We start from the raw sequence: 24,688 nt of genomic DNA on the forward strand, positions 1-24,688 counted from the left end.
CAAAAAAATATTCCCCCAACTATTTTGATCCCAGAACTATTCTATTAGTTTTGTATAACAGTCTGGTCTGCTCCAACACCTATTTAAAGCTGCACGGGTAAGTTTACCCTTACCAATCGCCTCGAAGGCCGCTTAATTCTGAAACCTATACAAACAAAAAGAGTATGATCAAGCCCCTGCTAACCGTAGCTTTATTGCTGTTGGTTGTAAGTACCAATGCACAGGAACCCATAGAACTTCCTAAAATGAGGGATCCACTGGTGAATAAAACTATTAGTCCCACAGACAATCCCCGCATCAATCCCGAAAAGAATTACAGGATCAATCCCAAACATAACTGGAACATCAATCCTGCCATGAATGAGGGTATCAATCCTGAAAAAAACAAACTGATCAATCCAAAATTCAACAAGGACTTCAGCCCCCTGCACAACCATAGTATCAATCCCATGTATTCTTTCAGCCTTCACCCGCTGAGCAATACTACCTGGAAAGGTTATTACATGTTTGACAAGGCCAGCAAACTGACCGGTTACCTGGTGATTGCCAACCAGTTTGTGGTACTGGATTTTGATGATAAGGGAACATGGAAAGGTTACCTGATTAAAACAAGTTCCAATACCTACAATTATTTCAACCTGCAGGACGAATGGACCAAGGTATTTTTCTGTGAAGATTCCATGGTTGGGTTCAACCTGTTTGACAGTACCGGTGAATGGACCGGTAATTACGCCAAATAACACCAGGGTGACAGCCTGGTTTGCTACCGGGCTGTCAGCATCTGTTGTGCCAATAGTTTGATGTCCTGAAGGGAGATATTTTCCATACAGCGAAAATGCCCTTTGGGACATTTTTCATACCCGATCTTTGAACAGGGGCGGCAGGACAAACCATTCACTTCAACAATATGGAATGGAGCAGATTGCCCCAATTGCAGCTGCCCATAGTACGGATACATACCAAAAGCAGGTACTGTGTTTCCCCATACAGAAATGATCGGCTTTTTGAATGCGGCGGCAATATGCATCAGTCCCGTATCATGACTGATGATGATCCTGGCCTGCCTGACAAGGTCGGCAGATTCATTCAGACTGAATTTACCACAGGCATTATATATTTTAACGGGATCGATGGAAGCAAGTACCTCCCCTATGACCTTGTCATCAGGGCCACCCATCAGGATCACCGGGTGATCCAGCAGCTTTACCAGTTCTTTCAACCTGTCAAGCGGCAATCTTTTTGTGGCGTGCGCTGCCCCAATAACCAGGCCGATATACCCCAGTTGGTGGGAAACCGGAATATCCTGCTGTTTGATGGTTTCATCAGCCGGAATAAAATAATCCAATCCCGCACCATCATTTTTAACCCCCAGATGACTGACCGTTTCAAGATAGCGGTCCACAATATGTTTTTCAGGAAGCAGGTTGACTTTCAGGTTGGTCAGTAACCATTTCTGCACATTGAGCTTATTAAAGCTTTTCGATTTGCAGCCTAAGGCTTTTTTTATTCGCAGTGTACGGAGGTTATGATGCAGGTCCACCACCATATCAAACCCTTCCTCTTTTAATTCGCGGATCGTGTCCTCGATATTCTTCTGCAATAAATGCAGTTTGTCGATATATGGATTTGCCTTTAATACACTTGCAAAAGAAGACTTGGTGAGATAATGCAATTCCACTCCCGGCACCTGTTTTTTCAAACAGCGCATAACCGGTGTAGTGAGTACTATATCACCAATTGAAGAAAATCTTATAATTAATACTTTCATCTTATTCACCATTGACCATTCACCATTGACCATCTCATTCCTCCACATAATTCAAATCCTTTCCAAAGGTTTCGGCAGTAAGTGCGGCAGAAATAAAGGTAATGATCATAATCACTACAGCTGTGATCACTCCGCTTTGGATGAACCCATAATAAGCCTGGAGGCCGGTAAACAACAGTGTGATCAGGTTCAGTGAACCGCGCACCATATTGGGGACGGTTGTGGCTGCGGTGGCCCGCAGGTTGGTTCCAAACTGTTCGGCCGCCATCGTCACAAATATGGCCCAGAACCCGGTACCAAATCCAAGCAGTGCACAGGCCCAGTAAACCTCCTGCGTATCGGCTCCCTGCAGGTTGAAAAACCAGAACATGCCGATAATGGTCAGTCCGTAAAAGAGAAACAAAGCCTTCTTCCTGCTTTTTAGCAACTGGCTCACCAATCCTACTGCAATATCTCCCAGTGAGATGCCAACATAGGCATACATCACAGCTTTTCCGGGATCGACCGTTCCCTGTACATCCATCTGGATGGCAAATTCTTTGGAAAAACTTACCAGTATGCCGATCACGAACCAGGTTGGCAGGCCAATCAGTATACTCAGCAGGTATCTCCTGAAGCGATTGGCATTATTGAAAAACATCAAAAAATTCCCCTTCTTTATATTGCTTTGCTTGACATGATGGAACATGCCAGATTCTGCCACTTTGATCCGCAGGAACAGGAGCATAAATCCGAGTCCGCCACCAATAAAATAGCAGGTACGCCAGTGAAAATTTTCCTTCATGAAATAGGCCAGAACGGCGCCTGACAATCCAATGCCGGCAACCAGTGAAGTACCTATCCCCCTGCGGTCCTTGTGTAACAATTCACTTACCAGTGTAATACCTGCCCCCAGTTCCCCGGCCAGCCCGATACCGGAAATAAAACGGACCGCAGCATATTGGTTCACTGTCTGAACAAAGCCATTGGCAATATTTCCCAGGGAATACATAATGATGGAGGCAAACAACACACTTAATCTTCCCTTTTTATCCGCCAATACTCCCCAGAGTATTCCACCGATCAGCAGGCCCATCATCTGTGTATTGATGATAAACAGTCCCTCATCCCTGATCTGCACCTCCGAAAGACCCAGGTCCTGCAGACTCGGAACCCTGATAATACTGAAGAGCAGCAAATCATAGATATCTACAAAATATCCGAGGGCGGCAACAATAACAGCGATATTAAAAACAGAGTTCCGGTTGGCAGCAGTCTGGGTCATATGGTCGGTTGATTAATTTCCGGCTGAATCTTTTCTCTTCTTTGATCCGGTTATTAACTTCCATAAAACCGGAGCAGTAGTTACCAGAACAATTACAATGATGATCACTTCAAGATGGTCCTTCAGCTCAAAACCAAATTGATTCTTCACCCAAATCTGCAGGAAATGACCACCGAGAATCATACTTAAAACCCAGGCAATACTTCCTACAATATTATAGAATGCAAACTTTTTCTTATCCATTCCAACTATACCAGCGATGATCGGGGCAAAGGTCCTTACGATCGGAAGGAAACGGGCAAACACGATGGCGCCCCCCCCATGTTTGTCGTAAAATTCATGGGCCTGTTCGAGATAATGCTTTTTGAAAAAGAAATTATCCTTCCAGCGGAACATAGCCGGGCCGATCCTGCGCCCAAACCAGTAGCCAATGGTATTTCCGATCACACCGGCAAAAGAAATCAGGGCCACCAGCATGAAAAGATCCAGCCATTCATTTTGCAGGGCCGGAATACCGATGGATTTATAAAACTCATTGGCAAGGTTGGAACTGTAAATACCTGATACAAACAACAGACTGTCACCCGGCAGGAAGAAACCGGCAAACAATCCTGTTTCAGCAAACACGATCAGCAATATCATCCATAAGCCACCGTTGGCGATATAGAACATCGGATTCAGCAAGTCCTTCCAGGTAAAAATCTTAGTTAATACAACTGTTTTATTTTCGGGCAACTGCCGGAATACAAAAGTTCCTGCTTCATAGTTCTCTGCTGACACCTGAACAGTTTCATCCGCGGCAACCTTAATAATCGCATACCCCTCATCGTCAGTAACATATTCCCCTGTAACGCCCCCGGCCTGGATGGACACAGTTTTTACCGGTGATTCATACTGGTTCAAAAATCTTACCCGCACTTCCTGTTGAGCAGCGACTGTTAACCAGGGTAACAGGCCAATCAGCAAAACAAGGACTCCTTTAAATTTGTTTATCATATCAATTCTTCTATTTAACTCTCTAATTCACCTTCCCATTTGCTCACCGCCGTGGTTGCAAGCGCATTTCCCAATACATTGGTCATACTCCTGAACATATCACAAAAATGATCTATAGGCAATATCAGGGCTATTCCTTCAGGAGGAATACCAAACATGGCGCAGGTAGCAGTTACCACTACCAGTGAGGCCCGGGGCACACCTGCGATCCCCTTGCTGGTGAGCATCAGAACCACCAGCATGGTCAGTTGGGTACCAATGTCCAGATGAATGCCGTAAGCCTGGGCAATTGCCAGGCTGGCAAATGTCATATACATCATACTGCCGTCGAGGTTAAAACTGTAACCAAGCGGCAGGATAAACGCAACTATTTTATCACGGCAGCCGAACCGTTCCAGTTCTTCTGTAAGTTTAGGAAATACAGCCTCGCTGGAAGTAGTACTGAACGCGATCAGCAGCGGCTGGGCAATCCGCCTTATCAAATGGGGCAGGCGGTTCCTGAGGATCAGGAAACCAACCAGTAAAAGAACCAGCCAAAGGACGATTATCCCGATGAGGAAATAAAACAGGTAAAGCCCATAAAATTTAAATACTTCCAGGCCTTTTACGGCGATTACGGCAGAAATGGCACCAAATACACCCAGGGGTGCAAAGGCCATCACATAATTCACCATTTTCAGGATGATATGGGCAACCCCGTCCAGCGCTTTGATCACGGGTTTGGCATAATCCCCGATTGAAGTGGCGGCAATCCCAAAGAAAATACTGAACACAACCAATTGTAAGATCTCGTTGGTCGCCATAGCTTCTATCACACTTTTCGGAAATACGTGTTCTACGAAATTTATCAGGGAGAAAACCTTCGTCTTACCTATGAGATCCTGTGCCCCCGAACTATCGGCATTGCTCAGGTCAATGGCGGCACCCGGCTTGAAAAAGTTCACCAATACCAGTCCGATGAGCAAGCTGACCAGTGAGGCGGTTATAAACCACAAAAGCGCTTTACCACCCACACGACCCACGGTTTTAAGATCCCCCAGTTTGGCTATCCCCACAACCAATGTTGAAAATACAAGAGGCGCAATGATCATTTGCACCATTCTCAGGAAAATGGTGGTCAGCAGTTTAATATTATTGGAAAAACTCTGAAGAAATTCAGCAGAAGCATTTTTATTAACTATATATCCTACTATAACCCCAAGCACCATCGCCACCAGGATATAGAGTGTTAACCTGTTCTGTTTTACCATTGTGAGTGTTTACTTATTGAAAGGAAGGCCGAAAATTCGAAAAAATCCTGACGCTACCAAAATAATCGGCCTAAATCCGCTTCTGAACAAAGTTTAGCGGCGGTGAATGAAATAATTATTTATTTTACGGGCTTCTTAACAGCTTCAAAAAACAACAACCACAAACTAGTATGAGTTTATTCAGAAAAAAATCATTGTCTCATTTATTGGCATCGGCTGCTGATTCTGAAAAGGGACTTAAACGGACTTTGGGGGCTACCAACCTGATAGCTCTTGGAATAGGCGCCATTATCGGCGCCGGTTTGTTTGTAAGAACTGCAGCTGCAGCGGGACAGGCTGCCGGACCTGCCGTTACCATTTCTTTCATCGTTGCTGCCGTGGGATGTGCTTTCGCCGGACTTTGTTATGCAGAATTCGCCGCCATGATCCCGATTGCGGGAAGTGCTTATGCCTACAGTTATGTAACCATGGGTGAATTAATTGCCTGGATCATTGGCTGGGCGCTGATCATGGAATATGCACTGGGTGCTGCTACCGTATCCATTGCCTGGAGTGAATACCTGAACACTTTGCTGGGAGGGCGAATACCATATGAGTGGAGCCACTCGCCTTTTGAAAGCTTCACTGATGCTGCAGGAACACTGCACCAGGGCATCGTTAACGCTCCGGCACTGATCATCCTTTTGCTCCTGACCATGCTCCTGATCAAGGGCACGCAGGAATCTGCCATGGTAAACGCTGTCATCGTATTCATTAAAGTTGCCATCGTATTAGTTTTTATAGTAATAGGCTGGCAGTTTATTGATCCGGCTAACCATACACCTTACCTGATCCCCGAAGGCACACCCGCCTTTAAAGACCAGGCAGGGAAAGTCATAGCCGATTATTCCAACACCTTCAAACACGGATGGGGCGGAGTTCTTGGAGGTGCTGCCATCGTGTTCTTCGCATTCATCGGTTTTGACGCCGTTAGTACCGCTGCACAGGAAGCCAAGAACCCCGCAAGGGATATGCCAATCGGCATCCTGGGTTCACTGGCTGTTTGTACCGTCCTCTACATCTTATTCGGCCATGTACTTACCGGTGTATCACCATGGCAGGATTTTGTTGACCCGGTTAAAGGCCGTGAGGCTTCTGTAGCTTATGCCGTTTCAGCTTATATGCCAGGCTATGAATGGCTTGCCACCGCTATTACTGTCGCCATCCTGGCAGGATTCTCCTCTGTAATCCTGGTGATGCTGATGGGCCAGAGCCGAATCTTCTACACCATGAGTAATGACGGGCTGATCCCGAAAGCTTTCGGTGAACTGCATCCAAAATTCAAAACACCGTACAAAGCCAACTGGATCCTCTTCATTTTCGTCGGACTGTTCGCCGCATTTGTTCCCGGTCACGTAGCAGGCGATCTTACCAGTTTCGGAACATTGTTCGCTTTCGTACTGGTAAGCGCAGGTGTCTGGATCATGCGGGTTGCTTCCCCGGATATCAAGCGTCCCTTCAAGACCCCATTGGTTCCCCTCGTTCCAATCCTGGGTGTAATTGTTTGTACAGCTATGATTTTCGCACTCGACAGCACCACCCTGAAAGTTGCGTTTGGCTGGATGGCGATTGGTATAGTCGTTTATTTCCTTTACAGCCGCAAAAACAGTAAACTGAACCAACCAGGACATACACCCGGTGAAATTCTTCCGAACGCAAAAGACTTCGAATAATTCATATGTAAATATTGGATTATAAGTAATCATTAAAAGGCCCCGTTATAACCGGGGCCTTTTAATTTCTTCTCCCCCCTGTCACCCAGTATTTCCATCTCTCCATTTTATCATACTTTTGCACTCCTAATAAACGAAGTTGCACATTCGCAGGCAACCTGCGGCGCAACCTCAAACATCAAACCTCAAACATCAAACCTATATGGGTCGCATTTTCGAAGTACGTAAAGCTACCATGTTTGCCAGGTGGGACAGAATGGCAAAACAGTTCACCCGGATTGGTAAAGAAATCGCAATAGCTGTAAAAGCCGGCGGCCCTGACCCTGGCACCAACCCGGCACTCCGTCGTTGCTTTCAGAACGCCAAGGCAGTAAACATGCCCAAAGACCGTGTGGAAGCTGCCATCAAACGTGCCCAGGGCAAGGAAATGGAAAACTTTGAGGAGATACTATATGAGGGATATGGACCTCACGGCGTGGCTATCCTGGTAGAAACAGCAACAGATAACCATGTACGCACAGTTGCAAACGTTAAAGCAATTTTCAATAAGGGCGGCGGCTCTCTCGGAAATAGCGGAAGCGTGAGTTTCCAGTTCAAAAAAATGGGCGTTTTCAAACTCAAACCGGAAGGCCTGAACGCAGAAGACATGGAACTGGAACTGATTGACTTCGGACTGGAGGAACTGGGTGAGGGTACCGGTGAAAATGGAGAGGAAGTACTGGTGGTACGTTGCGGATTTACAGATTTTGGCAACATGCAGAAAGCCCTGGAAGATAAAGGCATTACTCCCATCAGCGCCGAAGTTGAATGGATACCGCAAAACACGGTGGAACTCCCGGAAGAACAAGCCCAGGATGTTTTGAAACTGGTGGATAAAATTGAACAGGACGAAGACGTTCAGAAAGTGTTTCATAACCTTGTCTGACAAGTCCCTGCCATACATAGACGTCATTTTGAAAACCTGTTTATACAACAGGTTTTTTTATTGCCTGTAATTAAAATAACGCTACCTTACATAAGAATCTCGGCCACCCATAGTGGTTTTTTACCGCACCCATCCCGCCCCTTTTTCCGCACCATTTACCAAAGATTTCTTCACCCTTAATCTTTGAATATGGAAGAGTATCGTAAATCGAATCATACTGTTTCCGCAAAAGGAAAACAGTTGTTATCATTCCTTGCTATATCAGTGTATTTACTTGCCCTGCTGGCTCCCATATGCGTATGGGCACAGAATGGCAAGCCACCCGTTTACCTGGAAGTTATTTCCTATAAAATCAACCCGGGCAAAGAAGACACCTACAGGAACCTGGTCAGGAACTATGGTCACCGGGTGTATGAGTCTGTTGTGAGGGATAAAAAAATAATGGGCTGGTATTTTTATGAAGTGCTGATGACACCCGACACAAAAAACGGTTATGATTTTGCAACTGTTCTGATCACCACCAATTTTTCAGACCTGATTGACAACCCGGTGTCAAGAAAAGACATTTACACAAAGGTCATCACCGGATCAAAGGAATTAAGTTACCAGCAATTCATGACACAACTTCAGGAATGCAGGACCGTTGTGAACCGGGAGATCTATGTACACCGCGCCGGACTTGACCCGAAGACTCCTGTTTCAAAATATGTCCAGATCGATTTCATGAAACCCTTACCCGGCAAGGCAGCCGATTATGTCCGGATGGAATCAGAAGTATTCTACCCGATCCACCAGGAAAGGATAAAGATCGGCGCACTGACCGACTGGGCACTGTATGAGAAACTGCTTCCCTTCACCGGCGATTCGAGAAATGATTTTGTAACCGCAAATTTCTTTGACAATCCAAGGTCCATCATTGACCCCAAATACGAAGAAGCATTTAATAATATTCCCAACAACATTGATTTTATCCGCCTCAGCGGCCAGATTGACCAGACCAGGAAACTGGTAAAAAGTGATATCTGGAAATTAGTTGATTATGTTGACCAGATGAGTCTGAAATGAAGGGATGACTAGAGATTGTTGGGATGTTTATAAAACGCAGGCAGGCTCCAGTGGTACCGTACCGCCAGCATGCGCACAAAAAATATCAGGAGTATGCAAACGATATTGAGCAATGTCGTTTGCATACCCGCCGACTGAAAGGCGAAAAAACCAAGTCCGCCTATGATACTGGCAGACGCATAAATTTCCTTATGGAACAGGTAGGGAACATTGTTCAGCACCACATCCCGCAACACGCCGCCAAAACAGCCGGTTAAAACACCCAGTGAAATACAGATACCGGGCGGATACCCATGCATGATTCCTTTTTCGATGCCCACCATGGTAAACAACCCCAGACCCAGGGCATCAAAAACCTGTAACAGCGGTTCAAATTTTTTAAGCCGGGAGGCGAATAACATAGCAGCAATGGCTGCAAAAATGATCACCCCGATAGTGATATTATTGGATAACCAAGCCACCGGCAGATCACCGATCAACACATCGCGTACCGACCCGCCTCCTATTGCCGGTGCAAACGCCAGGATGATCACGCCAAACGGATCCAGCCGCTTTTCCATGGCAGCAAAAGCACCGGATAATGCAAAGGAAAAAGTTCCTGCAAGGTCTATTATGGTGAGAAAATTCAACTCCATTTTACTCTGCCATCATTTCCTTCACCAGGGCCGCAATATCTTCCACATTTGGCTTACTGAAATAATCACCATCGCTGGCATAACCCGGCCGGTGAGCCTTGGCTGACAATGTGCGCGGGGCAACATCCAGCCAGCGGTAACCGCCCTGCTTTTCCATTACCTCATTGAACATGTAGGCAGTAGCACCGCCCGGCACATCTTCATCCACAAAGAGTATCCGATTTGTTTTTTTGAGGGAACCAAGGATAACCTGGTGAATGTCAAAAGGCAGCAAGGTCTGCACATCAATAATTTCAACCTGCACACCAAAGCCTGCCAGGTATTCAGCCGCTTCCTCCACCACCCTTAAAGTGGACCCATAGGAAACAAGTGTAATATCAGCTCCCTGGCGAATGATTTCCGGTACACCAAGCGGAACAGTATATTGCAACAGGTCGGCCGGCAACTTCTCTTTCAGCCGGTACCCATTCAGGCACTCAATCATCAATGCCGGATCATTGCCCTGTAACAGGGTATTGTACATTCCGATCGCCTGGACCATATTCCTTGGAACACAAATATGCATACCTCTTAAAGCTCCGAGGATCATTCCCAGAGGGGATCCGCTGTGCCAGATACCTTCCAGCCTGTGTCCGCGGGTGCGAACAATCAACGGGCAGCTTTGCTTCCCGAAAGTGCGGTAATGGGTGGTGGCAACATCGTCACTCAGGGGTTGCAGCCCATACAGGAGATAATCCAGGTACTGGATCTCTGCAATTGGCCTGAGCCCCCTCAATGCGGTTCCTATTCCCTGGCCCATGATGGTCAGCTCACGGATACCAGTATCCGAAATCCGGAACTCCCCATGTTTCGCCTGCAACCCGGCAAAGCCCTGGTTGACATCGCCGATATAACCTACGTCCTCACCAAAAGCAATCACCCTGGGATTGCTGGCAAACAGCCGGTCAAAATACCTGTTGAGTATTTCATACCCGTTCAGCATTGGCGCATCCGGTTCGTACTGAGCCGGCCTTGCTGCCACATTCAGCGGGCTTTTCGGACCTTCATTATAAAGGTGCGTATTATAGAGTGAATTATTCAGATCCTTCAGTTCCTTATAATAATCCTTTAACCAGAAAGCACTGTCATGGTTAGCTGCCAACCCGATGATTTTATCAAGCGTGCTCATCACATCCCGCCGCATCGGCTCCTTTTCGGCAACCAGTTTATTGATTAAGGGTTCAATACTCTCAACCATCTCCGGTGCGTTGGAAAGCAGGGATCTGGTCAGTTCAGCCACCCTGCTTACCTGGTCCCTGATAGGCTGCTGGTAGGTATTCCAGGCATTGTTCCTGCACTCCCTTACATATTCCTTTGCCTTCAGTTCGATATCATTCAGTTCCTCTTCACTGCTGAGGGCATTTTCGAGTATCCATTCCCGGAACTTTTTGATACAATCGAAGGAACGTTCCCATTCAAGGCGTTCCGGTGTTTTATAACGTTCATGGCTACCTGAAGTAGAATGCCCCTGTGGCTGGGTTATCTCCTCTATATGAAATACAGCCGGGATATGGGTGTCACGGATCTTCCTGATGGCAGGTTCCATCACTTCAACCATGCTGGCATAATCCCACCCCTTCAGTTTATAGATATCAATTCCGTTTGTGCCCTCGCGCTGCTGGAATCCTTTCAGCACTTCGGAGATTGAACCCTTGGTCGTTTGCAGTTTCTTGGGAACGGAAATACCATACCCGTCATCCCACACGAATATGGCCAGGGGAACCTGCATCACTCCGGCGGCGTTCACGGTTTCCCAGAAATGTCCCTCCGAGGTGGAAGCATCCCCGATGGTACAGAAACAGACTTCGTTACCGTTATTGGACAGCTCCGGAAAGTCGCTTAATTGTTCCACCTTGCGAAAAACCTTTGAAGCGTAGGCAAGACCCAGGGCCCGCGGCATTTGTCCGGCTGTAGGCGCCATATCGCTTGAAATATTCTTCTGGTGGGCAAGCGGCAGCCAGTTGCCTTCCGCATCCACATTGGGAGTGGCAAAATGGGAATTCATCTGGCGACCTGCACTGAAAGGATCCTGCTTTACATCCGGGTTGGCATATAATTGCGCAAAAAACTGCTCAATGGTAGCGAGTTTGCTGGCAAATACAAAGGTCTGGTCGCGGTAATAACCGGCCCGAAAATCACCCGGACGGAAAAATTTAGCGGCAGCGATCTGCGCCACTTCCTTGCCATCGCCGAATATTCCGAATTTGGCTTTGCCGGTAAGCACTTCCTTTCTACCCATCAGGCTCGCCTCCCGGCTTTCGCAAGCCAGTTGGTAATCACGGAGTACTTCATCGCAGAAGCGGTCAAAACTTAACTTTTCTGAAGTAAGCAGATCGTTTTCGATTTGATTTTCCATGCGGCAAATCTAATGGAAAAGAACAATGCGAACAACCGTTAGTATTTCAGGCTGTTTCACCCGTCGGGTGGCACCCGACGGGTGCCACCCGACGGGTGAAGAACAGGCATCACCGGGTTGATGAAAAATCGGCCACAATAGCTACATTTGTTTAGCGTTTATAGATCGGAAATATGAAAAAAATCATTCTATTCTGTTTATTATTGGCTGGAACTCAAGCCTTAGAGGCCCAGACCCAGCAGGTGGCAGGAACCGATCCGCTGCTTATTACCAGTACCTATGACTTTGGAAATATCCGCCAGGGAAGACCTGTTACCAGCGATATTCCCTTCACAAATACTGGTAAAGAAGCGTTAAAGATTGAGAATGTTTCTGCCAGTTGCGGCTGTACTTCCCCCAAATGGTCGAACGAACCGGTGGCTCCCGGACGCCAAGCTTTCATTACCGTTGGTTACAATGCCGCCGCAGAAGGACATTTTGAAAAGTCCGTGACCGTTTATTACAATGGTGGAAAAACCAGGACATTTTTCATAAAAGGGCAGGTTACCAAACCATTGTCACCTGCCCCTGTTAATAGTTCTGTACAATTATTAAAACAATAAATCCATATACTTAAATCAGTAAATATGAAAAAAATAGCACTTACCCTTTTTGCAGTTGTAATCAGTGCCGCCATTTTTGCTCAGGCTAAGAAAGCCGATGAACTGGTAAAATTTGCCGAGTTGAAGCACAATTTTGGCAAGATCAAACAGGGCACTCCGGTAACTCATGTGTTTGAATTCACCAACATTTCCGGTAAACCCCTGGTGATTGAAAACGCCTCAGCGAGCTGTGGTTGCACCACTCCGACCTGGCCGCAACAGCCTGTTGCGCAGGGAAAGGGTAACAAGATCACGGCAGGTTTCAATGCCGCTGCTCCCGGTCCGTTCGACAAAACCGTTTTTGTAAAAGTTTCCGGTGCCGACCAGCCGCTTGAACTGCGTATTTCCGGTGAAGTGTTAACTGCCGAACAATATGCCAGCTATGAATCAACAAAAGGAAAGAAAAGCGGTAAATAATACCGAATAAAATACTGAAAAATCCCTGCATTATATGCGGGGATTTTTCATTTAGTCCATCGTCATATTTAAGTATCTTGAACCAACAAACATCTCATATGGACCTGTCATCCTTATCCCAGTACCTAGATACCCTGATGGTTCAACCTGACCGGAAGATTTCGCTGAAGAAAGATTTCGAAACGGACTACGATCACAAAATGATGACGAAAGAGGAAGGGGAAAAGCTTCTGCAGACCGGTATCGAGAACCTGGCATTAATGCAGGATAAATTATATGCGCATAACCGGCACAGTATCCTGATTGTGCTGCAGGCCATGGATGCAGCGGGCAAGGACAGCGCGATCAAACATGTGATGTCGGGACTTAACCCTCAGGGCGTGAAAGTGACCAGCTTTAAAACGCCTTCAAAGGAAGAACTGGACCATGATTATTTATGGCGGCATTTTAAAGCCCTTCCCGCCCGCGGTGAAATCGGCATTTTTAACCGCTCGCATTATGAGAATGTGCTGGTAACAAGGGTACATCCCGAATACATCCTGAATGAAAATATCCCGGGCGTTGAAACAGTGGAACACATCACTGAAGATTTCTGGCAGCAGCGTTTCAGGGATATCAACCGTTTTGAAAAATACCTGTCGGATAATGGCACCCTGATCCTGAAGTTTTTCCTGCATGTTTCAAAAAAAGAACAGAAAAAACGTTTCATAGAAAGGATTGACGACCCGGCCAAGAACTGGAAATTTGCGGCTGGGGATGTAGCGGAACGGGCTTTCTGGGACGACTATATGAAAGCTTACGATGATATGCTGGAAGCCACTTCAAAAGCCAATGCGCCCTGGTTCATTTTGCCGGCCGATGACAAATGGTTCACCAGGCTATGCCTCGCTGCCATCATCTCACGCGAATTTGATAAGCTGGACGCATCCTATCCCAGGATAAGCGAGGAACAGAAAAAAGAACTCGCCCTGATGCGCGAGAAACTTATAAACGAACCGGAATAAAAATCTCAGCGCAATACTATCTTTGCGACATGTTACAAATTTCAAAAAGGGGCTCAGCCATGCCCCCTTCCCCCATCCGCAAACTGGTTCCGTTTGCCGAAGCTGCCAAGAAAAAAGGTGTCAAAGTATTTCACCTCAATATTGGCCAGCCCGACATTGAAACACCCAAAGCGATGATCGACGCAGTAAAAAACGCCGACTTCAAAGTTTTGGAATACAGTCATAGTGCCGGAAATGAAAGTTACCGCCGCAAGCTGGTTGAATACTATCATAAAGTGGGAATTGAAGTGAACCACAACCAGATTATTGTAACAACCGGGGGATCTGAAGCCATCCTGTTCGGATTTATGGCCTGCATGGATCCGGGTGACGAGGTGATCATACCCGAGCCTTTTTATGCCAATTATAATGGATTTGCAGTTTCCGCCGGTGTGGTAGTAAAGCCAATCACTTCACACATTGAAGACGGATTCGCCCTGCCGCCGATCTCTGCCTTTGAGAATGCCATCACACCCAAAACCAGGGCCATCATGGTCTGCAATCCCAATAACCCAACCGGTTACCTGTATAGCCGTGAGGAGATGGAGGTGCTGAAAGAGCTGGTGCAGAAACATAATTTATTCCTGTTTGCAGATGAAGCCTACCGCGAATTTTGTTATTCCGGCGATCACTTCAGTGCCATGAGGCTGGAAGGTGCGGAAAACAATGTGGTACTGATGGATACCATCTCCAAGCGTTACAGTGCCTGTGGTGCCAGGATCGGTGCTTTTGTAACCCGTAACCAGGAATTACTGGATGCTGCCATGAAATTTGCGCAGGCCAGGCTGAGCCCTCCGGGATTGGCCCAGATCGCTGCAGAAGCTGCCATTGATCTGCCTGACAACTATTTTGAGGGAACGAAGGTCGAATACAAAAAACGCCGGGATACACTTGTTGGCAGGCTGAATGCCATTCCGGGTGTATTCTGCCCCAATCCGGGAGGCGCCTTTTATGCCATTGCCCGCCTGCCGATCGATGATGCCGATAAATTCTGCCAGTGGCTGCTGGAAAGCTTTTCCTGGAAGAACCAGACGGTGATGCTGGCTCCTGCCACCGGATTTTACGGAACAGAAGGCCTCGGTAAAAACGAAGTTCGCCTGGCCTACGTGCTGAACACCAATGATATCAACGCTGCCATGGATTGCCTGGAAAAGGCCCTGGAGGAATATAACCGCGTCTGACGTACGTCAGACGCACGTCTGATGCCTACAGCAAAGAATCGATTATTTTTTGGGAGATTTGGGTAGAACCTCTATTTTTGCGCTCCATTTGAACGCCAAATCGTTCAGATAAGGCGAGGTAGCTCAGCTGGTTAGAGCATCGGATTCATAACCCGAAGGTCGGCGGTTCAAGTCCGCTCCTCGCTACATAAAAGCCCCGTAACGGGGCTTTTTATATTTATTCACTGCCTGTGAAAACCATATCACAGGCCACATTACACCATACAACAACTTAACCAGCCACATCGGCGGCTTCACCAGCCTGAACTCACTGGAATATTTATTGGCCAAAACGATCTTCTGCAAAAATCCCAGGTCATTCAACTGCTGCGAATACCGATCATTGACCATCTCAAACACTTCTTTAAAAAAAACCTCCGCACGCATCGCCGGAAACACTTCCCAGTTAACAACCGTCCGCCCATCATACCCATTCCACATACCATGCGGCGTGTTCCGGGGAATTTCAATTACATCCCCGGCCCGGTATTCCACCACCTGGTCTGAAAACCTTACCACCAGGTAGCCAGACAAAACGGTAAACCGCTCTTCCTGAAGTGGATGAAAATGCATGGGAGGCGGCTCGCCGATTCCGTTAAAAGCCATTTCCATCCACAGCTTATCACCCCCGGCAAAAGCCGGACCGGATAAAAATTTTATTTCCTGCCCGGTAAGTAAATTCCTGATTGAAGTTTCCTGCATAGGTAAGTTTTTAAGCAGCATAAATCTCCCCCTGATCAGGCTCCAATAAAAACAAAAAAGGAATGAAACAACAGAATCAAAGTATGAACTGAAGACGCTACTTAAAATTCGCCACCCTGATCAATCCCGCCACATCCAGCACAATGATCTTACGTCCACGGGTGCTGATCAAACCTTCGTCCTTAAAATCAGACAAAACCCGCACCACATTTTCCCGTGCTGTGCCCACCATATTAGCCAGGTCTTCACGGGAGAGATTGATCTCAACAGGCTGTAACGGAACTTCCGCCAGCTTATATTTTTCCCTCAAGACCACCAGCTGAAGAGCGGTGCGTTCCCGCACAGAACGCTGCCTGAACAAACTGAGGCTATTGGCCAGAACTGTAAATTCATGGCTGAGGGTCTTCAACAAACGACGGCTGAGCAGCGGAGAGCGCTCCAGGGCAGCCATAAAATCTTCCCTTGGAATAAAGCCGATCACACTGTCTTCCAGCAATGAACAGGAATCGGGGTAACGATCTTCAGACAATACAGCATGATATCCAAGTAGTTCCCCGGTATTGGCGACATAAATGATTTGTTCATGCCCATCCTGGTCCGCCTGGTATTTTTTGGCCTTCCCCTTTTGTATAAAATGTATCCCGGCAGGAATGCTTCCCTCCCGGAACAACAAATGACCTTTCGGCAATTCGGTTTCGGTCATATGCGCCGAAATCAATGCCCAATCCTCCGCCGGAAGATCCGCCAAAATGGATTTCGACTGGAAATCCCACTGGTCAATCTGAAACAAATGCCTGATACTCATAAGAATTAAGCCAAAAGTGATTTTTATCAACCGCTACCAGGTCACCAGGCCATAACTTTACCAAATGTACCTTCAAAGTTCCAGAGATATGGAAACGGAAAAATGGTTCGTATCAGACGCAACCTGTCACGAACTCTACCCCCAACCCATTCGTGATCTTGCCAGAAGGCACTGGACACCACTATTGGTGGCCAAAAAAGCCGCATCCTTCCTCGTAACCGACCCGGGTGTCAGGATCCTGGACATCGGCAGCGGCGCAGGAAAATTCTGCCTCGCAGCGGGCTTCCATTACCCAAAAGCTCAATTCACAGGCATTGAACAAAGGGAATACCTGGTTCAATACGCGAACGCAGCCCTGGAAACCACTGGATTACCCAATGTCAGTTTTATTCACGGCAATTTCACACAGGCAGATTTCAGGCAATACGACCATTTCTACTTTTACAATTCTTTTTACGAAAACCTTGCCTACACGGAAAAAATAGACGAACAGATCGAATACTCCACTGAACTTTTTGAATATTACAGTCACTATCTTTATAAGCAATTGTGCAATGCCCCTGCCGGAACCAGACTGGTCACCTACCATAGCCTGGAAACAGAAATCCCAACTGATTTCCATGTTGTACACACCGATATCAATGATTACCTGAAATGTTGGATTAAAGTATAAAAAACAAACTGGAAAATGGCTAAAAATCTGGATGAATACAGATGTAAACTGGTTAGTAAAATTCTGCAAAGCGGCTCACAGGAAGAAGTAAAAAGGTATTTTGATGCTGCTATCAAAGGAATGAAATCCCATAATGTAAACGGCCATATCATGGTTCGTTTTATTGATAAAGTTTTATTCGAACTGGAATCATACAGCCCAATGACCCAGGAGCCTCAACAATGGAGCAATATAAAAATGGGCAGGATATACGGACTGCAACTGAAAGGCAATATTGCTCCCGCCGCTGCAGTCTGAAAAATCAAAGAATCAGGTTACACATAACCCGGCCCTAAATCATTAACAGCAGGCGCCGGAATCGGAATGCGGGTGAGGGTGCGAATGTTTTGCATGTCCATGGCAGGAACCATAATTGCCGAGGTCACCCAATATTGCCACATCACCTTTTAACGGGAATCCTTTAAAAGCCCATTTTAAAATACCATGTTTCATATTCACCACTTTCACCGGGTCATAGCCATGGTTGATAAGGAATCCTGTTGCACGAAGGCTACGGGCTCCGCTGCGACAAACCATAACCAGTTCCCTGTCCAACGGTAATTCGCGAAACCTGGCATCAAATTCACTCAAAGGGATATTGATAATTGAAGGCACCTCAAAAGCCAACTGCTCCACTTCTTCCTTTTCGCGAACATCCACCAGCAGGGCTCCACGCTTTATCCATACACGGGTTTGTGTAGGACATATTTCATTTATCATAGTGTAATAATTATTGCGTTAAAAAAATTACGACCCCACATAGCTGTGATATCAGACACTTCACTTTCACCACTTCGCCGATCAACAGCATTTGTTCAGATCATAGTATCTATTCATCGCAAATCAATGATGATCACATCGGATAAATGGTGATTTTCATCACACCAATGCATGAGTTTACCACAAAACCAAATCGTGTATGCTTAGGAGTTAATAACCGTATTAACCCCCTGCGGATCAGTTTCCGCTTAGGATGGTCACTTTGCCATTGTCGAGGTCTTCATAAGCCCCCACCACTTTTAAAGTTCCCGCAGCTATTTTTTCGCGGATAATAGAAGATGATCCGATAAGTTGTTTTACACCGTGCTGCACATTGGCGCGAACGAAATGATCCAACAGTTCATCGCCGCTTTTACGCAGGCTTTTTATTTCTTCTTCTGATGCTATACTGTCTACGATCGACTTGATATGTCCAGGTGCTGCACCGCCTTCAAAATAAGCCTGGATGGCGCCACAACGCTCATGTCCCATGACTACCACCAGCGGCACATGCAGATGTTCCACTGCATACTCGATACTGCCCATTTCGAGGTCGCCCATGATATTACCCGCAGTACGGATTACAAAGAGATCACCCAACCCCTGGTCAAATACCAGTTCGGGCGGCACCCGGCTGTCTGAACAGGTAACCACCACCGCTTCAGGATGCTGTTCTTTCGACACTGCTTTTCTCCTTTCACGGCTCTCATCAGGATGTACGGGTTTGAATTGCGTAAATCTGTCATTCCCCTCCAACAGGTGCGACAGGGAGCCGGTAGCTGTAGCAGGTGCTGCGGTATGCCCGGTAGACGCATCAGGATTCTCCTTGCAGGCGGTAAAAACTACCACCAGAGTTAATGCCAGGAACAGTTTTTTCATATCCGGCAAAACTAGCAGCGTACTGATTTTCTAAAAGTAACCATTGTCACTTTGCCAATAATTTATTTACTAAATATTTTAGCATTTTCACTATCTTTACTCCCTGACCAGAAACAACAAACCCGAAACCTTCTCATGTACCTCAACTGCAAAACATATTTCAGTCTCCGATACGGTACTTTCTCCACGGAAGATCTGGTAAAAACAGCCGCTGAACAGGGTATCAGCAGTCTGGCCATCACGAATATCAATTGCGTGTCGGATGCCTGGGATTTCTACCAGCATTGCAGGGCAAACGGCATCAGGCCCATATTAGGGACAGAAATCAGGAACGGTGATAAATTTTGTTATATACTGCTTGCAGCCAACGCAACAGGATTTGAATGGATCAACAGTTTCCTCTCAGCCCACCTGCAAGAGGCGATCCCCTTCCCGGAAACAGCCGCTGAAAGACATTTTTTCGATAACCCGGCAGACGGATTTGTGATCTATCCATTAGAGTCCAAAGAGCCGGAAAACTTGTACACAAATGAATACATTGGCATAAAGCCGGCACATATTACTAAATTATTTAGCTTTCCGCTGCAGGAATTCCGCCACAAACTGGTGGTCCTCCACCCTGTCAGTTTCCAGGATAAAAAGCATTACAATGCCCATCGCCTGCTTCGGGCCATACATCACAATACACTATTGTCAAGGCTTGCACCAGAACAGCAGGCAGCCCCTGATGAGATGTTCCTACCCCCGGCCAGGCTGATTGCTTTCTATGCACAATATCCTTTTATTGTTACCAACACCTACCGGCTGATGGAATCCTGCAACCTGGAAATGGAGTTCCATACCGACAAGAATAAAAAAACCTTCAGCGCCACTGCCGAAGACGACCGGATATTCCTGGCAAAACTGGCCATTGACGGATGTCACCAGCGCTATGGCAAACGCAATAAGACAGCCATGGAGCGGGTGAAGAAAGAACTGGCCATCATCAACCAACTTGGATTCAACGCCTATTTCCTGATCACCAGGGACATTATCCGCTACGCACAAGGCCGGGGCTATTACTATGTTGGCCGGGGGAGCGGAGCCAATTCAATAGTTGCATATTGCCTGCAGATTACAGATGTAGATCCCATTGAGCTGGACCTGTATTTTGAAAGGTTTCTCAACCCCTACCGTACTTCGCCGCCGGATTTTGATATTGATTTTTCCTGGCTCGACCGGGATGATGTGATCGATTATGTGTTTAAACGATACGGGAAGAAACAGGTGGCTTTACTGGGCATGGTCACTACTTTCCAGTACAATGCCCTGATACGAGAGCTGGGAAAAGTATTTGGCCTGCCAAAGGCAGAAATAGACCAGTTGGCTGTGAAGGGATATTATTCACGCAATCATTCCTTTGCCTCCAAAAAAGCAGAAGACCATATCCAGCAGCTGATACTTCAATACGGCAGCATGCTGGTGAATTTTCCCAACCACCTGAGTATTCACCCGGGAGGTATGCTGGTCAGCGAAGCGCCCGTCTGCCGGTACACGGCTGTGTACATGCCGCCAAAAGGATTTCCCACTGCACAGATCGACATGTTTGTGGCGGAGAACGTGGGATTGTATAAACTGGACATACTCAGCCAGCGGGGATTGGGACATATCAAGGAAGCCATTCGTCTCGTGCGGGAGAACCGGCAGGTCAGTATCAATATTCACGAGATAGAAAGATTCAAAAAAGATCCGGGCGTAAAAGCGCAGATCAAAAAAGTTGACACCATCGGATGTTTCTATATTGAGAGTCCCGCCATGCGCCAATTGCTTAAAAAACTTGAATGTGACGATTACCTCACGCTGGTGGCGGCCAGTTCCATCATCCGCCCCGGTGTAGCCAGCAGCGGTATGATGAAGGCCTATATTGAACGGTATCACAAGCCCGACTCCTTTGAATATATCCACCCCGTAATGAAGGAATTACTGGAAGAAACTTATGGGGTAATGGTTTACCAGGAAGATGTGATCAAAGTGGCGCATCATTTTGCGGGATTGGACATGGGCGAAGCGGATATCCTCCGGCGCGCCATGAGTGGCAAGTACAGGGGCAACAAGGAGATGATACGTATCAAAGAAAAATTCTTTGCCAACTGCAGGGAAAGAGGTTATGAGGATGCTATCAGCCAGGAAGTCTGGCGGCAGATTGAAAGTTTCGGCGGATACAGTTTTTCAAAAGCACATTCGGCTTCTTTTGCGGTGGAAAGTTACCAGAGCCTCTACCTGAAAACCTATTTCCCAAAAGAATTCATGGTGGCTGTGATCAACAATTTCGGCGGTTTCTACAGCCGCGAATTGTATTTCTATGAATTGCACAGGACGGGTGCCTGTATCCATCCACCCTGCGTCAATAACAGCGACTGGTTCACCAATATCAGGGGGAACGATGTATATGTGGGTTTCATTCACCTGAAATCACTGGAACAGAGCATTGCCGAAACAATTATCGAGGAACGAAAAAAGTATGGGACCTTTCTGCATGTACAGGACCTGATTGAAAGAACAGCCATTGGCAAGGAATCGCTGAATATCCTGATCCGCATCAATGCGCTGCGATTTACCGGACGCACCAAAAAACAACTCCTGTGGGAAGCCAATATGCTGCACTCACACCAACAGGCAAAGACACCGGTAAAGGCGGCATTGTTCCGGGAGCCACCCATACATTTTGAATTACCGGAACTGCCACATTATCCCCTGGAGGAATTATATGACCAGATGGAATTGCTGGGCTTCACATTACACAATCCTTTTCCCCTGGCAGATGACGATCCGGGAAAATATGTTGCAGCAGCGGACATATCCAGCCACAAGGGAAACATCATTACTGTACTGGGATACCTGATCACGTACAAGCCAGTCAGAACCATTAAAGGCGACACCATGTGTTTCGGGACTTTCATAGATATGCACCTTGACTGGATCGACACCGTTCATTTTCCGGATAGCCTGGCCCGTTACCCGCTGAATGGAAATGGATTTTACCGGATGACAGGTAAGGTCATAGAAGATTTTGGTGTGTACAACCTGGAAGTCCATGAAATGAAAAAAGTCGGCCTCCGAACCCGAACCGCCCATTCACCCATTCACCCATTCACCCATTGACCATTCACCATTCACCCATTCACCCATTGACCCATTGACCACCAGCCGCCACATCTCCCACCTCGACCTTGATGCCTTTTTTGTATCGGTTGAATGCCTGAAGAACCCCGTTCTGAAAGGTAAACCGCTTATCGTGGGCGGTTCCGGGGACAGGGGAGTTGTGGCAGCCTGCAGTTATGAAGCGAGGCGTTTTGGTATACACAGCGCCATGCCGATGAAACTGGCCAGGCGGCTTTGCCCGCAGGCACTGGTCATCAGTGGCGACATGGAAGACTACAGCAGGTATTCAAAACTGGTAACGGAGATCATAGCCGACAAAGTGCCGGTCTTCGAAAAATCATCCATCGACGAGTTCTATATTGACCTTAGTGGGATGGACCGTTATTTTGGTTGCAGCCTCTTCGTTGCCGACCTGAAAAAAACAATCACCAAAGAATCAGGGCTACCCATCTCCTATGCACTGGCCAGCAATAAACTGGTGAGTAAAGTAGCCACCAATGAAGTAAAACCCAATGGACAGCTGGAAATACCTTTCGGCAATGAGAAATCATTTCTCGCCCCGCTGTCCATCAGTAAAATACCCGGCATTGGCAAAGAAACCTCCGAATTACTGAACCGTATGGGTGTTGAAACAGTGCACACCCTAAGTGAAATTCCTGCCCCAATGCTCCACAACCTGCTGGGTAAAAATGGCATCGAACTATGGCGCAGGGCAAACGGGATTGATGAGAGTCCTGTTGTGCCTTACCGTGAGCAGAAATCCATCTCAACAGAAAACACTTTCCAGGCTGACACCATCGACATACAATTTCTGCAGGCGCAACTGGTGAGGATGACGGAAAGCATCGCCTATGAACTCAGGAAACAGAATAAACTGGCCGGTTGCGTTACCGTCAAACTGCGTTATGCCAATTTTGATACGGTAACCAAACAAAGCAGTATTGCCTATACAGGTGCCGATCATATCCTGCTGGAAACGGCCAAAAACCTCTTCCGCCAGCTATATGACCGGCGCATGCTGGTACGCCTGCTGGGCATCAGGTTCACACACCTGATACCAGGCAATTACCAGATCAGCATATTTGACGACACACAGGAAATGATCCGTTTATACCAGGCCATTGACAGTGTAAAAAACCGGTTCGGGGAAACCACATTAAAGCGGGCGCGGGGAATAAGTAGTCTGCCGGTTCATCCACGCAATTCCCGCCAGTAAAAAAAGTGCCGCCACCAGCAGCATTTCATTTGTATGGGGTATTGCAACAAAAAACATGGAGGTAATTCCCTGGGCCATTAATGTTCCTTCGGTCAGGACAAACCCGATGATAAACAACCAGACTGAAGCCGGTAACTTTTTTGCTGCCGCCGGTATATAGTCGTGCCTGATCAGCCAGCCAAAGAGGAAAAAGGAAACGAATCCCAATAACACCAGGTGCAGGTAACCGATCACTACAGGTCTGTAGGCAAAAGCATATTTACTCAGGGCAGGAAAAACAGACAGGCCCTGCAAAAGGAACTTAATACAAAGGGCCATCAATGATAACAACCATACTGTTCGCAGGGATTTGCCAGTGAAAAAATTCCGCACATACGGTAACAGGTTTTTAAGCAGTATGATGAACGCTGCTGTTTGTGCAAGTGCGGCTAAAACAGCAGCGATATACATCCAGGAAGGGAGGCTCATCCATAAGGCAGAAAGGAAATACGCCGGGATGGCAGCCATCGCAAGCCATAGTACCGGTTGCCGCAATCTTTCCTGAAGTATCAATGGTAACTGGCTGAAAAAAAGCGCCAGGATGGCAAAGAAAAACCAGCCATTGTACTGGAAATGGAGGTAAAAGTAAATCGCGGCAAAATATAGGCGGGCATTGTTTACATGCGTAGCCATCAACCAGGCCAGGAAAAATGTTCCGGCAGCAGAAATAACCAGGAATACCAGCGACCAACGGATGGCATTGCTGACCAGGGTAGCCAGTCCGGCCCCTGCGAGGTCTTTCCAGAGTACAACGGCAAACCACCAGCTGAACAATACAGAAAGGGTTGAAAAAAAGATGGAAACCGCACCATAGCCCTGAAAGGGGAAGCTAATGAGCATCCCATAAGCCGACACAGCGTAGGCAAGCAATATCCTGCCATACTTCGCTGACAAACGTTCCGGTAACAGACCAACCAGTGCCCCCATCAGGAACAGGCTGACCCAGCCGGCAAAAGCGAAATGTGAATGGCCGTGTAATAAATTCTTATGATGCAGCCAGGGCAATGCTACCAGGATTTTCAGGCGAAGCAGTACCCCGGCTATGGCTACCAGTAATAAATTGAATAAAGCTATTCGGCACCATTTCTTACCTGTTGGATTCAT

23 protein-coding genes and 1 tRNA gene are annotated in these 24,688 nt (G+C 47.0%); 13 read left to right on the forward strand and 11 right to left on the reverse strand.

Going from position 1 to position 24,688, the window contains the following annotated elements; all coding sequences use genetic code 11:
• Positions 1-164 precede the first annotated feature (164 nt).
• Positions 165-740 carry a hypothetical protein gene (locus tag BC349_RS15990; RefSeq protein ID WP_187257793.1) on the forward strand — a complete coding sequence of 192 codons (576 nt, stop codon included), beginning with the start codon at positions 165-167 and terminating at the stop codon, positions 738-740.
• Positions 741-763: 23 nt separating this feature from the next.
• On the opposite strand, the gene BC349_RS15995 is transcribed toward BC349_RS15990, so the two are convergent.
• The 4 genes from BC349_RS15995 to BC349_RS16010 are packed head-to-tail and all read right to left on the reverse strand — an operon-like array spanning position 764 to position 5,278.
• Positions 764-1,768: a glycosyltransferase family 9 protein gene (locus tag BC349_RS15995; protein WP_187257794.1), complete on the reverse strand. Its 1,005-nt coding sequence runs from the start codon at positions 1,766-1,768 to the stop codon at positions 764-766.
• 34 nt (positions 1,769-1,802) lie between these two features.
• A complete protein-coding gene (locus BC349_RS16000) occupies positions 1,803-3,032 on the reverse strand; it encodes an MFS transporter (protein ID WP_187257795.1) in 1,230 nt (409 codons plus the stop codon).
• A gap of 12 nt (positions 3,033-3,044) precedes the next feature.
• Positions 3,045-4,028, reverse strand: coding sequence for a DedA family protein (locus BC349_RS16005; RefSeq protein ID WP_187257796.1), 984 nt, complete (start codon positions 4,026-4,028; stop codon positions 3,045-3,047).
• A 14-nt stretch (positions 4,029-4,042) separates the two neighbouring features.
• Entirely contained in the window at positions 4,043-5,278 is a 1,236-nt protein-coding gene (locus tag BC349_RS16010; RefSeq protein WP_187257797.1) for a dicarboxylate/amino acid:cation symporter, read from the reverse strand.
• 170 nt (positions 5,279-5,448) lie between these two features.
• Between BC349_RS16010 and BC349_RS16015 the strand changes: the two genes are divergently transcribed.
• The 3 genes from BC349_RS16015 (at position 5,449) to BC349_RS16025 (ending at position 8,980) form a co-directional block, all read left to right on the forward strand.
• Positions 5,449-6,990, forward strand: a complete 1,542-nt coding sequence (locus BC349_RS16015; protein WP_187257798.1) for an amino acid permease — start codon at positions 5,449-5,451, stop codon at positions 6,988-6,990.
• Between the two features lie 202 nt (positions 6,991-7,192).
• The gene (locus BC349_RS16020) at positions 7,193-7,915 is read left to right on the forward strand and encodes a YebC/PmpR family DNA-binding transcriptional regulator (RefSeq protein WP_187257799.1); all 723 of its coding nucleotides are present in this window, start codon (positions 7,193-7,195) and stop codon (positions 7,913-7,915) included.
• A 189-nt stretch (positions 7,916-8,104) separates the two neighbouring features.
• Positions 8,105-8,980 (forward strand): hypothetical protein, encoded by an 876-nt coding sequence (locus BC349_RS16025; protein WP_187257800.1) that lies wholly within the window; start codon positions 8,105-8,107, stop codon positions 8,978-8,980.
• An 8-nt stretch (positions 8,981-8,988) separates the two neighbouring features.
• Here BC349_RS16025 and BC349_RS16030 read toward each other — a convergent pair whose 3' ends face one another.
• Both BC349_RS16030 and BC349_RS16035 read right to left on the reverse strand, forming a co-directional pair.
• Entirely contained in the window at positions 8,989-9,615 is a 627-nt protein-coding gene (locus BC349_RS16030) for a trimeric intracellular cation channel family protein (protein WP_187257801.1), read from the reverse strand.
• Between the two features lies 1 nt (position 9,616).
• Positions 9,617-12,010: an alpha-ketoacid dehydrogenase subunit alpha/beta gene (locus tag BC349_RS16035; RefSeq protein ID WP_187257802.1), complete on the reverse strand. Its 2,394-nt coding sequence runs from the start codon at positions 12,008-12,010 to the stop codon at positions 9,617-9,619.
• 173 nt (positions 12,011-12,183) lie between these two features.
• Between BC349_RS16035 and BC349_RS16040 the strand changes: the two genes are divergently transcribed.
• The 5 genes from BC349_RS16040 to BC349_RS16060 all read left to right on the forward strand — a co-directional run bounded on the left by BC349_RS16040 (position 12,184) and on the right by BC349_RS16060 (position 15,478).
• Positions 12,184-12,612, forward strand: a complete 429-nt coding sequence (locus BC349_RS16040; protein ID WP_187257803.1) for a DUF1573 domain-containing protein — start codon at positions 12,184-12,186, stop codon at positions 12,610-12,612.
• A gap of 24 nt (positions 12,613-12,636) precedes the next feature.
• The gene (locus BC349_RS16045; RefSeq protein WP_187257804.1) at positions 12,637-13,068 is read left to right on the forward strand and encodes a DUF1573 domain-containing protein; all 432 of its coding nucleotides are present in this window, start codon (positions 12,637-12,639) and stop codon (positions 13,066-13,068) included.
• Positions 13,069-13,166: 98 nt separating this feature from the next.
• The gene (locus BC349_RS16050; protein WP_187257805.1) at positions 13,167-14,072 is read left to right on the forward strand and encodes a polyphosphate kinase 2 family protein; all 906 of its coding nucleotides are present in this window, start codon (positions 13,167-13,169) and stop codon (positions 14,070-14,072) included.
• A 29-nt stretch (positions 14,073-14,101) separates the two neighbouring features.
• Complete coding sequence (locus BC349_RS16055; protein ID WP_187257806.1) at positions 14,102-15,292, forward strand: pyridoxal phosphate-dependent aminotransferase; 1,191 nt, start codon at positions 14,102-14,104, stop codon at positions 15,290-15,292.
• Between the two features lie 112 nt (positions 15,293-15,404).
• Positions 15,405-15,478 (forward strand) — tRNA-Met (locus BC349_RS16060).
• On the opposite strand, the gene BC349_RS16065 is transcribed toward BC349_RS16060, so the two are convergent.
• Positions 15,476-16,033 (reverse strand): cupin domain-containing protein, encoded by a 558-nt coding sequence (locus BC349_RS16065; protein WP_187257807.1) that lies wholly within the window; start codon positions 16,031-16,033, stop codon positions 15,476-15,478. The two genes, BC349_RS16060 and BC349_RS16065, sit on opposite strands and share 3 nt — an antisense overlap.
• Positions 16,034-16,130: 97 nt before the next feature.
• On the reverse strand, positions 16,131-16,838 hold the full coding sequence (locus BC349_RS16070) for a Crp/Fnr family transcriptional regulator (RefSeq protein WP_187257808.1): 708 nt from the start codon (positions 16,836-16,838) through the stop codon (positions 16,131-16,133).
• A gap of 64 nt (positions 16,839-16,902) precedes the next feature.
• Between BC349_RS16070 and BC349_RS16075 the strand changes: the two genes are divergently transcribed.
• The gene (locus BC349_RS16075; protein WP_187257809.1) at positions 16,903-17,511 is read left to right on the forward strand and encodes a methyltransferase domain-containing protein; all 609 of its coding nucleotides are present in this window, start codon (positions 16,903-16,905) and stop codon (positions 17,509-17,511) included.
• A gap of 15 nt (positions 17,512-17,526) precedes the next feature.
• Positions 17,527-17,808: a hypothetical protein gene (locus BC349_RS16080; protein ID WP_187257810.1), complete on the forward strand. Its 282-nt coding sequence runs from the start codon at positions 17,527-17,529 to the stop codon at positions 17,806-17,808.
• A 42-nt stretch (positions 17,809-17,850) separates the two neighbouring features.
• Here BC349_RS16080 and BC349_RS16085 read toward each other — a convergent pair whose 3' ends face one another.
• A complete protein-coding gene (locus BC349_RS16085; protein ID WP_187257811.1) occupies positions 17,851-18,270 on the reverse strand; it encodes a rhodanese-like domain-containing protein in 420 nt (139 codons plus the stop codon).
• A gap of 237 nt (positions 18,271-18,507) precedes the next feature.
• A complete protein-coding gene (locus BC349_RS16090; protein WP_187257812.1) occupies positions 18,508-19,188 on the reverse strand; it encodes a carbonic anhydrase in 681 nt (226 codons plus the stop codon).
• A 135-nt stretch (positions 19,189-19,323) separates the two neighbouring features.
• Here BC349_RS16090 and BC349_RS16095 point away from each other — a divergent pair, with 135 nt between their 5' ends.
• The gene (locus BC349_RS16095; protein ID WP_187257813.1) at positions 19,324-22,329 is read left to right on the forward strand and encodes a DNA polymerase III subunit alpha; all 3,006 of its coding nucleotides are present in this window, start codon (positions 19,324-19,326) and stop codon (positions 22,327-22,329) included.
• A gap of 34 nt (positions 22,330-22,363) precedes the next feature.
• On the forward strand, positions 22,364-23,545 hold the full coding sequence (dinB, locus tag BC349_RS16100) for a DNA polymerase IV (protein WP_187257814.1): 1,182 nt from the start codon (positions 22,364-22,366) through the stop codon (positions 23,543-23,545).
• Here dinB and BC349_RS16105 read toward each other — a convergent pair.
• The gene (locus tag BC349_RS16105) at positions 23,486-24,688 is read right to left on the reverse strand and encodes a hypothetical protein (RefSeq protein ID WP_187257815.1); all 1,203 of its coding nucleotides are present in this window, start codon (positions 24,686-24,688) and stop codon (positions 23,486-23,488) included. The two genes, dinB and BC349_RS16105, sit on opposite strands and share 60 nt — an antisense overlap.

Source organism: Flavihumibacter stibioxidans, assembly GCF_014332695.1.
Lineage (GTDB): Bacteria > Bacteroidota > Bacteroidia > Chitinophagales > Chitinophagaceae > Flavihumibacter > Flavihumibacter stibioxidans.

Bases quoted from the DNA above. Each gene is read 5' to 3' on its own strand.
- BC349_RS16015 (WP_187257798.1), top strand. From the start codon at position 5,449: ATGAGTTTATTCAGAAAAAAATCATTGTCTCATTTATTGGCATCGGCT.
- BC349_RS16020 (WP_187257799.1), top strand. From the start codon at position 7,193: ATGGGTCGCATTTTCGAAGTACGTAAAGCTACCATGTTTGCCAGGTGG.
- BC349_RS16040 (WP_187257803.1), top strand. From the start codon at position 12,184: ATGAAAAAAATCATTCTATTCTGTTTATTATTGGCTGGAACTCAAGCC.
- BC349_RS16095 (WP_187257813.1), top strand. From the start codon at position 19,324: ATGTACCTCAACTGCAAAACATATTTCAGTCTCCGATACGGTACTTTC.
- BC349_RS16005 (WP_187257796.1), bottom strand. From the start codon at position 4,028: ATGATAAACAAATTTAAAGGAGTCCTTGTTTTGCTGATTGGCCTGTTA.
- BC349_RS16090 (WP_187257812.1), bottom strand. From the start codon at position 19,188: ATGAAAAAACTGTTCCTGGCATTAACTCTGGTGGTAGTTTTTACCGCC.
- BC349_RS16070 (WP_187257808.1), bottom strand. From the start codon at position 16,838: ATGAGTATCAGGCATTTGTTTCAGATTGACCAGTGGGATTTCCAGTCG.
- BC349_RS16045 (WP_187257804.1), top strand. From the start codon at position 12,637: ATGAAAAAAATAGCACTTACCCTTTTTGCAGTTGTAATCAGTGCCGCC.
- BC349_RS15995 (WP_187257794.1), bottom strand. From the start codon at position 1,768: ATGAAAGTATTAATTATAAGATTTTCTTCAATTGGTGATATAGTACTC.
- BC349_RS16055 (WP_187257806.1), top strand. From the start codon at position 14,102: ATGTTACAAATTTCAAAAAGGGGCTCAGCCATGCCCCCTTCCCCCATC.
- BC349_RS16080 (WP_187257810.1), top strand. From the start codon at position 17,527: ATGGCTAAAAATCTGGATGAATACAGATGTAAACTGGTTAGTAAAATT.
- BC349_RS16105 (WP_187257815.1), bottom strand. From the start codon at position 24,688: ATGAATCCAACAGGTAAGAAATGGTGCCGAATAGCTTTATTCAATTTA.
- BC349_RS16050 (WP_187257805.1), top strand. From the start codon at position 13,167: ATGGACCTGTCATCCTTATCCCAGTACCTAGATACCCTGATGGTTCAA.
- BC349_RS16065 (WP_187257807.1), bottom strand. From the start codon at position 16,033: ATGCAGGAAACTTCAATCAGGAATTTACTTACCGGGCAGGAAATAAAA.
- BC349_RS16075 (WP_187257809.1), top strand. From the start codon at position 16,903: ATGTACCTTCAAAGTTCCAGAGATATGGAAACGGAAAAATGGTTCGTA.
- BC349_RS16030 (WP_187257801.1), bottom strand. From the start codon at position 9,615: ATGGAGTTGAATTTTCTCACCATAATAGACCTTGCAGGAACTTTTTCC.
- BC349_RS16035 (WP_187257802.1), bottom strand. From the start codon at position 12,010: ATGGAAAATCAAATCGAAAACGATCTGCTTACTTCAGAAAAGTTAAGT.
- BC349_RS16025 (WP_187257800.1), top strand. From the start codon at position 8,105: ATGGAAGAGTATCGTAAATCGAATCATACTGTTTCCGCAAAAGGAAAA.
- BC349_RS16000 (WP_187257795.1), bottom strand. From the start codon at position 3,032: ATGACCCAGACTGCTGCCAACCGGAACTCTGTTTTTAATATCGCTGTT.
- BC349_RS16010 (WP_187257797.1), bottom strand. From the start codon at position 5,278: ATGGTAAAACAGAACAGGTTAACACTCTATATCCTGGTGGCGATGGTG.
- BC349_RS15990 (WP_187257793.1), top strand. From the start codon at position 165: ATGATCAAGCCCCTGCTAACCGTAGCTTTATTGCTGTTGGTTGTAAGT.
- BC349_RS16085 (WP_187257811.1), bottom strand. From the start codon at position 18,270: ATGATAAATGAAATATGTCCTACACAAACCCGTGTATGGATAAAGCGT.